This window comes from Kluyvera sp. CHPC 1.251, assembly GCF_036759945.1.
Classification (GTDB): domain Bacteria; phylum Pseudomonadota; class Gammaproteobacteria; order Enterobacterales; family Enterobacteriaceae; genus Kluyvera; species Kluyvera sichuanensis.
The window spans coordinates 197,390-209,596 of sequence record NZ_JAPKIC010000002.1; the positions used below are offsets into that span (position 1 = coordinate 197,390).

Annotated in this window: 10 protein-coding genes; 3 read left to right on the forward strand and 7 right to left on the reverse strand. The window is 55.3% G+C overall.

The annotated features are described in order from the left end of the window. Positions 1-196: 196 nt before the first annotated feature. On the forward strand, positions 197-676 hold the full coding sequence (gene ybaK, locus V6940_RS05365; protein ID WP_333495118.1) for a Cys-tRNA(Pro)/Cys-tRNA(Cys) deacylase YbaK: 480 nt from the start codon (positions 197-199) through the stop codon (positions 674-676). A 67-nt stretch (positions 677-743) separates the two neighbouring features. On the opposite strand, the gene ushA is transcribed toward ybaK, so the two are convergent. Beyond that, positions 744-2,396 (reverse strand): bifunctional UDP-sugar hydrolase/5'-nucleotidase UshA, encoded by a 1,653-nt coding sequence (gene ushA / locus V6940_RS05370; RefSeq protein ID WP_333495119.1) that lies wholly within the window; start codon positions 2,394-2,396, stop codon positions 744-746. 174 nt (positions 2,397-2,570) lie between these two features. Here ushA and V6940_RS05375 point away from each other — a divergent pair, with 174 nt between their 5' ends. Together V6940_RS05375 and ybaL are read left to right on the forward strand one after the other, a co-directional pair. Further along, positions 2,571-3,791, forward strand: coding sequence for an MFS transporter (locus V6940_RS05375; RefSeq protein ID WP_333495120.1), 1,221 nt, complete (start codon positions 2,571-2,573; stop codon positions 3,789-3,791). 255 nt (positions 3,792-4,046) lie between these two features. Next, positions 4,047-5,723, forward strand: coding sequence for a YbaL family putative K(+) efflux transporter (gene ybaL / locus V6940_RS05380; RefSeq protein WP_333495121.1), 1,677 nt, complete (start codon positions 4,047-4,049; stop codon positions 5,721-5,723). 123 nt (positions 5,724-5,846) lie between these two features. On the opposite strand, the gene V6940_RS05385 is transcribed toward ybaL, so the two are convergent. The 6 genes from V6940_RS05385 to V6940_RS05410 all read right to left on the reverse strand — a co-directional run bounded on the left by V6940_RS05385 (position 5,847) and on the right by V6940_RS05410 (position 12,162). After that, positions 5,847-7,151 carry an inosine/guanosine kinase gene (locus tag V6940_RS05385; RefSeq protein WP_333495122.1) on the reverse strand — a complete coding sequence of 435 codons (1,305 nt, stop codon included), beginning with the start codon at positions 7,149-7,151 and terminating at the stop codon, positions 5,847-5,849. A 63-nt stretch (positions 7,152-7,214) separates the two neighbouring features. Beyond that, a complete protein-coding gene (gene hemH / locus V6940_RS05390) occupies positions 7,215-8,177 on the reverse strand; it encodes a ferrochelatase (protein WP_333495123.1) in 963 nt (320 codons plus the stop codon). A gap of 186 nt (positions 8,178-8,363) precedes the next feature. Then, a complete protein-coding gene (adk, locus tag V6940_RS05395; RefSeq protein ID WP_333495124.1) occupies positions 8,364-9,008 on the reverse strand; it encodes an adenylate kinase in 645 nt (214 codons plus the stop codon). A 234-nt stretch (positions 9,009-9,242) separates the two neighbouring features. Next, positions 9,243-11,117 (reverse strand): molecular chaperone HtpG, encoded by a 1,875-nt coding sequence (htpG, locus tag V6940_RS05400; protein WP_333495125.1) that lies wholly within the window; start codon positions 11,115-11,117, stop codon positions 9,243-9,245. 107 nt (positions 11,118-11,224) lie between these two features. Continuing rightward, positions 11,225-11,830, reverse strand: a complete 606-nt coding sequence (gene recR, locus V6940_RS05405; protein WP_333495126.1) for a recombination mediator RecR — start codon at positions 11,828-11,830, stop codon at positions 11,225-11,227. Then, positions 11,830-12,162, reverse strand: coding sequence for a YbaB/EbfC family nucleoid-associated protein (locus tag V6940_RS05410; RefSeq protein ID WP_052283815.1), 333 nt, complete (start codon positions 12,160-12,162; stop codon positions 11,830-11,832). The genes recR and V6940_RS05410 overlap by 1 nt, the downstream gene beginning before the upstream one ends. Positions 12,163-12,207 lie beyond the last annotated feature (45 nt).

The window sequence follows — 12,207 nt, forward strand, 5'->3', positions numbered from 1 at the left end:
TGGCCAATATCTCTATTGGCCCGTCAAAGAGGAATTTCATCATTATTATTATCCCGGAGTTCGCACTCCGGATCTTTCGATTGTCGCTCAAAGTTGCCGCAACTGCCAATACCTATTGCGCAAGATTGTACTATTTTTTAATGCATTTTTGGGCGTATGCTGGCTGTATATCACGTCTGTAGTAAGAAGGAACGTTATGACTCCCGCAGTTAAGCTACTCGAAAAGAACAAGATCCCGTTCAACATCCACGCCTACGAACACGATCCGCATGAAACCAACTTCGGCGATGAGGTGGTGCGTAAACTCGGTCTGAATGCCGACCAGGTTTACAAAACCCTGCTGGTGGCAATGAACGGCGACATGAAACAGCTCGCCGTGGCGGTAACGCCGGTCGCCGGGCAGTTGGACTTGAAGAAAGTGGCCAAAGCGTTAGGCGCCAAAAAAGTCGATATGGCCGACCCAATGGTGGCTCAACGCGTGACCGGTTATCTGGTAGGCGGCATTAGCCCGCTGGGGCAGAAAAAGCGTCTGCCAACGGTGATTGATGCGCCGTCGCAGGAGTTTGCCACTATCTATGTTTCCGGCGGCAAGCGCGGGCTGGACATTGAACTGGCGGCGGTGGATTTAGCGAAGATTCTTGGCGCGACGTTTGCGGATATTGCGCGTCGGGATTGATGGATGCGGCTTGTCCCCCTCCCCCTAACCCTCTCCCCAGCGGGGAGAGGGAATAAAGGCTCAAACCTTACTGCCAGCTCACCTCACCTTTCGGTTCGTAAGCATTCACATCTAACGGTGAGTTCTGCTCAATATACTGCTTGAGCACCTCAGCATCGATAAACCCGGTATTCACATACCCTGGTTTGCTATCAATCTTCGGATAGCCATCGCCGCCGGTGGCGTTAAAGCTCAGGGTGGCCATGCGATAGGTTTTCGCTGGGTCAACCGGTTCACCTTTGATTTTCAGATCCTGAAGCTGCCCGTCTTTGGCCACAAAGCTCACGTTAGCAAACTGCGGATACGCACCGGAATCTGGCTTCATCTGAGCGACCGCAGTCAGATACTCAGTGACCTCTTTGCCGTTCATATCGGCGTACACCACCACGTTGCCAAACGGCTGCACTTTCAGCACGCTTTTATAGGTGATATTGCCCGCTTCAATGGAATCGCGGATGCCGCCGCCGCTCATCACGCCAAAGTCAGCGCCAGTGCGCGCCATCTGTGCAGCGAGAATCAGTCGTCCCATATTAGTCTGGACAAAGCGAACCTTGCTACGATCCCCTTCCAGATGCCCGTTGACGCTGCCCACTTTTACATCCAGCTGTGCTTTGCCTTTACTCTGGAATGGCGTCAGCAGCGAGAGCATCTGCGAATTTTCTGGGATTTGTGGCGTGTAAAGTACGCGCTCACTCTGTCCGTTATCGTAGGTCACCTTTTTCTTCAGGTTCACCGGGATCAGCTGATAGTGCACCAGCTTCATCTCACCATTGCGGAATTCAAAGTCGGCGCGACCAACGTATTTGCCCCACTCATGCGCCTGCACAATCCAGATGCCGTTCTGTTTGTCCGGCGCGCACGGGGTGCCCGGCACGTAGTCGACCTGCTTTTTATTCTCCGATGCCATACAGACCGGATCCTGTGAGTGACCGCCCACAATCATCGCCAGCGAGCCCGCAGGTAGGCTGCGTGCCATTTCGACATCGCCCGGCGCGTTGGAGCCGTGCTCGCCGTTATCGTAATGGCCCATGTGGGTCGTTGCCAGAATCAGATCTGGCTTCTCTTTTTGCTGCAACTCCTGAATCACGACCTTGGCTTCTTCCGCCGGTTTGCGGAACTCAATATCGGTGAAATATTCCGGGTTGCCAATTTTAGCGGTGTCATCGGTGGTTAGGCCAATAACGGCAATTTTAAGATCCTGGCGTTTGAAAATCGCCCAGGGTTTAAACAGACGTTCACCGGTACTTTTCTGATAGATGTTGGCGGAGAGGAACGGGAATTTGGCCCATTTTTCCTGCTGACGCAGCACGCTCATCGGATTATCGAATTCGTGGTTACCCACGGCCATCGCATCGTAGCCCACCAGGTTCATGCCGCGGAAATCAGGCTCGGCGTCCTGCAGATCGGACTCTGGAACCCCGGTGTTAATATCACCGCCGGAGAGCAGCAGCACGCTTCCCCCTTCAGCCGCCACCTCTTTACGAATACCGTCCACCAGCGTTTTTTGCGCCGCCAGCCCGTATTCGCCGTATTCGCTGCGCCAGAAGTGCCCGTGATGATCGTTGGTATGCAGGATGGTGATTTTATAGGTTTTATCTTGCTGATAAGCCTGAGAAGGTAAGCTGACTAAAGACAATGCAGACAGCATCGCCAGTGCCACGCCCCGTTTGACGAAATGCATGTTTCTCTCCCTGAGTGAATAACCATCGCCGAAATTACAATGCTCTGAAATATTAGTCTAATTTGTTTTCAGAAATGAGACTTCCTTCAAACGTCTTAGGCAGGTATCTTAGTCTGATAATTATTATTAAAGCGTATATCCCCAACATCGCACTATTAATTACAAGTGGAATCTATGGCAATTTCTGAAACCAGCCCTACGCGGCCTGGCCCGTCTGCGTCTTCGCAGAAGGGTCGTACCTCATTTGGTATTCTGGGGGCGATCAGCCTCTCCCATCTGCTCAACGATATGATTCAGTCGTTGATTCTGGCGATTTATCCGCTGCTTCAGTCGGAGTTTTCGCTCAGCTTCGTGCAGATCGGGATGATTACCCTGACCTTCCAGCTCACCTCATCGCTGTTCCAGCCGGTTATCGGCTATATCACCGATAAACGCTCTATGCCGTGGTCGCTACCGGTCGGCATGTGCTTTACCCTAAGCGGCCTGGTGTTGCTGGCGCTGGCGAGCAGCTTCGGCGGGGTTCTGCTGGCGGCAGCGCTGGTCGGCACCGGTTCATCAGTGTTCCACCCGGAGTCCTCCCGCGTGGCGCGTATGGCTTCCGGCGGTCGTCACGGCCTGGCGCAGTCCATCTTCCAGGTAGGCGGCAACTTCGGTAGCTCGCTGGGGCCATTGCTGGCGGCGGTGATTATCGCGCCTTACGGTAAAGGCAACGTCGCCTGGTTCGTACTGGCCGCGCTGCTGGCAATCGTCGTTCTGGCGCAGGTTAGCCGCTGGTACGCCGCACAGCATCGTTTAGCGAAAGGTAAACCTAAAATCGTTATCGTTAATCCTCTGCCAAAAAATAAAGTGGTGCTGGCCGTTTTCATTCTGCTGATGCTGATTTTCTCTAAATACTTCTATATGGCGAGCATTAGCAGCTACTACACCTTTTATCTGATGCAAAAATTCGGATTATCGGTACAAAACGCCCAGATTCACCTCTTTGCCTTCCTGTTTGCAGTTGCCGCAGGGACCGTGATTGGCGGGCCAGTCGGCGATAAGATTGGCCGTAAATATGTTATTTGGGGCTCTATCCTCGGCGTAGCGCCGTTTACCCTCCTTTTACCCTACGCCACCCTCTGGTGGACGGGGATTTTGACGGTAATCATTGGATTTATCCTCGCCTCGGCGTTTTCCGCCATCCTGGTGTACGCGCAGGAGCTGTTACCAGGCCGTATCGGCATGGTTTCTGGGCTGTTCTTCGGTTTCGCCTTTGGGATGGGTGGCCTGGGTGCCGCGGTGCTGGGGCTAATTGCGGACCACACCAGCATCGACCTGGTTTATAAAATATGCGCCTTCCTGCCATTGATCGGTATGTTGACCATATTCTTACCTGATAACCGCCAAAAACACTGATTTTCTGGCAGCCAAACGTCTGTTTTGGCTGCCTTCTTTCTCCCGCAAGCACACGTCACCTCTGACTTCCCGCATTCAACTTTCTTATTTGTGCCATTTACTCCTCAAAATTCAAATTTTTAGTTAAATTCAAGAATTATTCACAAACAAAATGACCGAAATTGTCATAAACTATTACGAGGTTTTTTGGTTTTCAGGCTGTTCCGGCATTCTGCACCAAAAATGGGACCACGCATCACGACGAAAGGAGACGGAATGCATCACGCCACACCGCTAATCACCACCATTGTTGGTGGCCTTGTGCTCGCTTTTTTCCTTGGCATGATTGCCAATAAGTTAAGAATTTCTCCACTGGTAGGATATTTGTTAGCGGGCGTACTGGCCGGACCGTTTACTCCAGGATTTGTCGCTGATACCAAACTGGCCCCTGAACTGGCGGAACTAGGCGTTATTCTGCTGATGTTTGGCGTGGGTCTCCATTTCTCGCTCAAGGATCTGATGGCGGTAAAGTCAATAGCCATCCCCGGAGCGATTGCGCAGATAGCCGTTGCCACCCTGCTCGGCATGCTGCTCTCCACCTTCTTAGGCTGGTCAATGATGACCGGTATCGTCTTTGGTCTGTGTCTCTCCACTGCCAGTACCGTGGTGCTGCTGCGCGCGCTGGAAGAACGACAGCTTATCGATAGCCAGCGCGGGCAAATTGCCATCGGCTGGCTGATTGTTGAAGATCTGGTGATGGTGCTGACCCTGGTGCTGCTGCCAGCCGTCGCCGGCATGATGGAAAAAGAGAATATCGGCTTCGCCTCACTGGCGGTTGATATGGCAATCACCATCGGTAAGGTGGTGGCGTTTATCGCCATTATGATGCTGGTCGGCCGCCGTCTGGTGCCGTGGATCCTCTCCCGCAGCGCTGCAACAGGTTCTCGCGAACTGTTTACGCTGTCGGTGCTGGCGCTGGCGCTGGGCATTGCCTTCGGCGCGGTTGAGCTGTTCGATGTCTCCTTTGCGCTTGGCGCGTTCTTCGCCGGGATGGTGCTGAACGAATCCGAGCTGAGCCACCGTGCTGCCCACGATACGTTGCCGCTGCGCGATGCGTTCGCGGTGCTGTTCTTCGTCTCCGTCGGCATGCTGTTCGACCCGCTGATTCTGATTGAGCAGCCGCTGGCGGTGCTGGCAACGCTTGCCATCATCATCTTCGGCAAATCTCTGGCGGCCTTCGGCCTGGTGCGCCTGTTCGGTCACTCTCAGCGTACCGCGTTAACCATCGCTACCAGCCTGGCGCAGATTGGTGAATTTGCCTTTATCCTTGCTGGCCTCGGCATGGCGCTGGGTCTGTTGCCGCAGTCGGGGCAGAATCTGGTGCTGGCGGGCGCCATCCTCTCTATTATGCTCAACCCTGTGCTGTTCTCAGTGCTGGAAAAATACCTCGAGAAAACGGAAACCCTCGAGGAGCAGACGCTGGAAGAGGCGCTGGAAGACGAGAAGCAGATCCCGGTGGATATCTGTAACCACGCGCTGCTGGTCGGCTACGGTCGCGTTGGCAGCCTGCTGGGCGAGAAGCTGATGGCGCAGGGTATCCCGCTGGTGGTTATCGAAACCTCGCGTACCCGCGTGGATGAGCTGCGCGAGCGCGGCATTCGTGCGGTACTGGGTAATGCGGCGAACGAAGAGATTATGGACCTGGCGCATCTGGACTGCGCCCGCTGGCTGCTGCTGACCATTCCGAACGGCTACGAAGCTGGGGAGATTGTCGCCAGCGCCCGCGAGAAGTGTCCACATATTGAGATTATCGCTCGTGCGCACTACGACGATGAAGTGGCCTATATCAGCGAGCGCGGAGCCAATGAAGTGGTGATGGGCGAGCGTGAAATTGCCAAAACGATGCTGGGGCTGCTGAGTGAGCCACCGTTGACTGAGGCGGTTAGCGGGTAATATTCGTCACGCCATCGTAGGCCGGATAAGGCGACGCCGCCATCCGGCAATGTGCGCCGATATTGCCTGATGGCGCTACGCTTTTATCAGGCCTACACGTTTGCGTAGGCCTGATAAGCAATATTACCGTTCCCAGTACGCCTCTTCGAGGCTATCTTCTTTCTCCGGCAGGCCGCGCGTCAGACGCGGTGAATGCTGGTTCAGAACCTGATAACTTACCCGGTTTGCATACTTACATACCTGCGCCAACGACGAGTAGGTCAGCCAGCTATGCTGGTGCTTGCTGGAGTTCGGCACGTTGGTACGATGGTAGGCGTTGGCGGTAATGTCGTGCAGCAGCGCTGCCAGCGCACCGTCGCCCGCGCCGTTGGTGTTCATGATTTTTTCAGGGCCACCCATAAACGGCGCAATGTGCGAATAAATGCGCAGCGGGTCCTGACAATCTTTAAAGCGCACCGCGCGGCTGAATTCATACTGGTTGAATTCGGCAATCGCCCCCGGCAACAACGGATGCTGCGTTTTACGCTTGGTGTCGTTCTCGGTGAAGCCCGCCATATACAGCCCGGTTGGCCCGGCCGTGCACAGCACCAGATCCACCCAGTCGAGCGCCTTATCCGACGCCTGCAGCGGGTCGCTGAGGCCGGTTAGCGCTTCTGCCTCTTCTTCGTTCATCGCCAGAATCGACACGTGCTCTTTGATAAAGCTCTGCCACCACTCCGGGCTTTCGGCGATTACGAATTTAGTCCCCAGCGTCAGCACCACCGGCACGTCATATTTCTTCGCATAGGCGATGGCCTGCATGGTTGCCTCAGGCATCGGTTCACCCGGCTTGCAGCGCACCAGATAGGAAGTCAGCACTAGCGCAGATGCACCGGCAATCACCGACTCAGGCACGCTCTCCGGGCGCAGTTTATTCATATGGCCCGGGCTGATGGCAAAGGTCCGCTCGCCAGAATCGCTGATAAGCGTGAAGCAGCGGCCAATCGGCCCTTCAACGCCCTGCAGGTAGTTCAGGTCGGTACGGCTTGAGGTATTGCACAGGTAGCGGTAGGCGTAGCCGCCGATTTCGATGTTGCTGCACATCACGCCCAGCAGCACCGAGCGATCGTCCGCCAGCACCGAGTAGTTGTGCATGGTGTTGCCGATGGTGCCACCGGCAAACTGATGGGTAATCAGATTCTCCCGCACCAGCTCCTGATACAGCGCTTCGGCAACGTCATCTTCAATCACCAAAGAATGCCCGGCGCTCAAGCCGTAGCGCCGAATAAACGCATCGTCGACTTTGGCTTCAATATCCACTAGCGTCTGGTCGATACCGACAACCCAGGTGGCGCTGGTTTCACTTTCGGGTTGAATCTGCTTTAGCAGCGGATCGCGAGCGTCCACCGGGAAATAGTGTTTAGATTTGCGTTTACCGGGAAATTTCATGGTTTTTCAGGAGTGGCTGTGAACAGGCGGTGAATAGTAGCACATTCATCCGCCTGCTTGCGATCAGGTATAGGGCGCGGTCAGATTGACCATCATCGCGATATGCGCTTCGTCGTCATTCAGCGCAGGAATGTATTCATACTGCTGACCACCGGCCTCTATAAAGACCTCGCGGTTCTGCACCGCAATCTCCTCCAGCGTTTCCAGACAGTCCGCCGAGAAGCCTGGGCACATCACCTGAATATGCTTCACGCCCTTCTCACCGAGCATTTTCAGCGTTTCGTCGGTGTACGGCGTGAGCCAGGGTTCACGGCCAAAGCGCGACTGGAAGGTCATCATTACCTTGTCAGGCGAGATGCCGAGGGCCGACACCAGTTCGCGGGTGGTATCGCGGCAGCGCTGCGGGTAGTCATCGCCTTCCTGCGCAAAGCGCTGAGGAATGCCATGATACGAGAGCAGCAGCACGTCCGGCTCGCCGTGACGGGCAAACGACGCGCGCGCACTGGCCGCGAGTGCCTGAATATAGCCGTGGTCGGTGGCGTAGTCGCGGATAAACGAAACGCCTGGAATCGCCCGTTTGGTCGCCAGAATACGCGCCAGCTCGTCCCACACCGCCGCCACCGTAGAGCAGGAGTATTGCGGGTAGAGCGGCAGCACGATGAGATGGTTAACGCCCTGCGCCAGCAGTTCATCTACGCCGCTTTGCAGCGACGGCGTACCGTAGCTCATCCCCAGCACCACCGGAATATCCGGCAGACGAGCGGCAAGCGCGCGCTGCTGGCGGCGGCTGAACACCATCAGCGGCGAGCCCTCTTCCATCCATACGGACTGATAGAGTTTGGCCACGCGCGGCGCGCGGATAGGCAGGATCACGCCGCGCAGCAACGGCCACCAAAGCAGACGAGGGGTATCAACGACGCGCTTATCGCTTAGAAACTGTGTCAGGTAGCGTTTTATCGCTTCAGGCGTTGGAGCATCGGGGGTGCCGAGGTTAACCAGCAGGATACCGGGTTTCTTATGATGCATTACCGCCTCTTATCGATTCAAATTGTTGATAATTGTAGCGGAAAAGTGAGGAAGAAAAACTAATTGCTGCGAGAGGTAAGGAGAGAATTTGCCTGATGGTGCTGCGCTTATCCGGCCTACGGTAAGATGTAGTCCGGATAAGGCGATCACCCAGCCATCCGGCACGCTCGGTGCCGGAAGACGAGATTAACCGAGGATCTTCGCCAGTTCAGCGCGTACGTCAGCAACAGCTTTGGTGCCGTCAACTTTTGCGTACTTGGTGTTACCTGCCTGCGCTTCTTTGGAGTAGTAGCCGATCAGCGGAGCAGTCATCTGATGGTATTCCACCAGGCGCTTACGAACGGTCTCTTCCTGATCGTCTTTTCGAGTAGTCAGATCTTCGCCGGTCACGTCGTCTTTACCTTCAACCTTAGGTGGGTTGAATTTGATGTGGTAAACACGGCCAGATGCCGCGTGTACGCGACGGCCAATGATACGGTCAACGATCAGCTCGTCAGGAACGTCGAATTCCAGAACATAGTCAACGTTGATGCCCGCTTCTTTCATGGCATCAGCCTGCGGGATAGTGCGTGGGAAGCCGTCCAGCAGGAAACCGTTGCGGCAGTCTTCCTGAGCGATACGTTCTTTGACCAGCGCGATAACCAGTTCATCAGTGACCAGCTTGCCTGCGTCCATGATGTCTTTAGCCTGTTTGCCCAGCTCGCTGCCGGATTTTACAGCGGCGCGCAGCATATCACCGGTGGAAATTTGCGGAATGCCATATTTCTCCATGATGAACTGTGCCTGAGTTCCTTTACCCGCGCCCGGTGCGCCAAGCAGAATGATACGCATTGCGAAAATCCCCTCAAAGGTTGTCGATATTTTTTAAAAAGCGCTAAAAGATACCACCAGAACGGCGCTGGCTCAAGGAAGGCGGGACGGCTGAAACGGTTAATGGTCAGATATTTTGCGTACGGAGCAGTTTGATGCCCCCACCCCGGCCCTCTACCACAGGGTGAGGGTGAGAACCAGCGCAGGGCCAGTACCCTCTCCCTTTTAGGGAGAGGGTTAGGGTGAGGGTAAGGTTTATGACACCAGCAGTTGGTTCATACGGCGGATAAACTGGTTAGGATCTTCCAGCGTACCACGCTCAGCGAACAGCGCCTGGTCAAGCAGCAGCTCAACCCACTCTTTAAACTGCCCTTCGTCCTGGGTATCCGCGGTGCGTTTCACCAGCACATGATCCGGGTTCAGCTCAAAGATATATTTCACTTCTGGCGCAGCCTGGCCCGCAGCGGCAAACAACTTCGCCATCTGGGTGCTCATTTCGTCCGCGTCGGTGGTGACGATGGCCGGGGTGTCGGTCAGACGGTGAGTCAGACGCACCTCTTTCACGCGGTCGCCCAGCAGGGTTTTCACGCGCTCAATGAACGGCGTCAGCGCTTTTTCCGCTTCTTTGGCGCTCTCGTCCACTTCGTCCGCCAGCTTGTCGATAGACTCGTCGGCTTTGGCAACGGACTGGAATGGCTTGCCGTCGAACTCGGTCAGGTAGTTCATCATCCACTCATCGATGCGGTCAGAAAGCAGCAGCACTTCGATGCCTTTCTTACGCAGCAGCTCCAGGTGCGGGCTGCTCTTCGCCGCGGCATAGCTGTCGGCGGTGATGTAGTAGATTTTCTCCTGCCCTTCTTTCATGCGGGACACATAGTCGGCCAGCGACACGGTCTGCTCGGAAGAGTCAGTGTGAGTCGACGCAAAGCGCAGCAGCTTCGCAATGGCTTCCTGGTTGCCGTTATCTTCCGCCGGGCCTTCTTTCAGCACCAGACCGAACTGTTTCCAGAAGGTCTGGTATTTCTCAGCGTCGTCTTTCGCCAGCTTATCCAGCATCTGCAGCACACGCTTGGTCAGCGCGTTACGCAGGTTACGGGTGACCGTGCTGTCCTGCAGAATTTCACGAGAAACGTTCAGCGGCAGATCGTTAGAATCTATCAGACCACGCACGAAGCGCAGGTAGTTCGGCATAAACTGCTCGGCGTCGTCCATGATAAAGACGCGTTGCACGTACAGCTTCAGGCCATGCTTATGGTCACGGTTCCACATATCCCACGGCGCCTGCGACGGGATGTACAGCAGGCTGGTGTACTCCTGCTTCCCTTCCACACGGTTGTGGCTCCAGGTCAGCGGGTCGGTAAAGTCGTGGGCAATATGCTTGTAGAACTCTTTGTATTCGTCGTCGTTCAGCTCGGCTTTGTTACGCGTCCACAGCGCCTGCGCCTTGTTGATCTTCTCCCAGGAAACCACGGTTTCGCCGTCTTTCTCTTCCTGTTTTTCGATCTCTACCGGCAGCGCAATATGGTCGGAGTATTTGCTGATGACGGAACGTACGCGCCAGTCGTCGAGGAACTCGCTTTCGTCTTCGCGCAGGTGCAGCGTAATTTCGGTACCACGGTCTTCTTTGGTGATGTCAGCAACGGTGTATTCACCTTCACCGGCAGATTCCCAGAACACACCGTTTTCCGGCTTATCCCCTGCCGCACGGGTGCGCACGGTGACTTTGTCCGCGACGATAAACGCCGAGTAGAAGCCGACACCGAACTGGCCGATAAGCTGGCTGTCTTTTGCCTGGTCAGAGCCCATAGATTCGAGGAAAGCTTTGGTGCCGGATTTAGCGATAGTCCCCAGGTGGTCAATCACGTCGTCACGGTTCATGCCCACGCCGTTATCGGCAATGGTCAACGTACGCTTATCTTTATCGAAGGAGACGCGCACACGCAGTTCGCCATCGCCCTCATACAGATCCGGGTTGGACAGCGCGCGGAAGCGCAGCTTGTCGGCGGCATCTGAAGCGTTAGAGATAAGCTCACGCAGGAAGATTTCTTTATTGGAATACAGAGAATGGATCATCAGATGCAGAAGTTGTTTTACTTCTGACTGGAAGCCACGGGTTTCTTGTCCTTTCATTGCAAAATACCTCAATGCTGATTACAAGGTAAAAAAAACGATGAGAGGAAAATGGGGATGGGTGTTGCGGATTTCAAGCGAGAGCAGAAAATCCTGCTCTCGATTGATTAAAAACGAATCTTATGGCGACCGGCCAGCGAGTGCGACAGCGTGGTGCCGTCAACCATCTCCAGCTCACCGCCTACCGGCACGCCGTGGGCGATACGGCTGGCTTCAACGCCATACTGCGCGCAAAGCTCGGCGATATAGTTGGCCGTGGCTTCCCCTTCCACCGTCGGGTTGGTGGCGAGGATAATTTCGGTCAACTGCTCCGCTTCCAGACGTTGCTCAAGGCGGTCGAGACCAATGTCGTCCGGGCCGATGCCATCCAGCGGTGACAGGTGGCCCATCAGCACGAAGTAGCGGCCGGAGAACTGCCCGGTCTGCTCAATGGCGTAGATGTCAGCAGGACTCTCCACCACGCAGATTTGACCGTTTTCCTGGCGACGCGGGTTCGAACAGATGTTGCACACTTCCTGCTCGGTGAAGGTGCGGCAATCGGCACAGTGGCCGATTTCCGACATCGCGCGGGTTAACGCCTGCGCCAGACGCATCCCGCCGCTGCGGTCACGCTGCAGCAGGGTAAACGCCATGCGCTGCGCCGACTTCGGGCCAACGCCCGGCAGACAGCGCAACGCTTCCATCAGCTGAGTTAACAGCGGACTGGTTTGCATCAGAACGGCATCTTGAAGCCTGGTGGCAGCTGCATACCGGAGGATACAGAGGCCATTTTCTCTTTCTGAGTTTCATCAATGCGACGTGCCGCATCGTTGAACGCTGCAGCGACCAGATCTTCCAGCATGTCTTTGTCGTCTTCCAGCAGGCTTGGATCGATTTCCACGCGACGGCAGTTGTGCGCGCCGTTGATGGTCACTTTGACCAGACCTGCGCCAGATTCGCCGGTTACTTCCAGCTGGGCGATTTCTTCCTGCATTTTCTGCATTTTGTCTTGCATCTGCTGGGCCTGTTTCATCAGGTTACCCAGACCGCCTTTACCACCAAACATAGGCTTCTCTCTCAGTAGGTCACGTTAAAGAATAACGACCGTAAG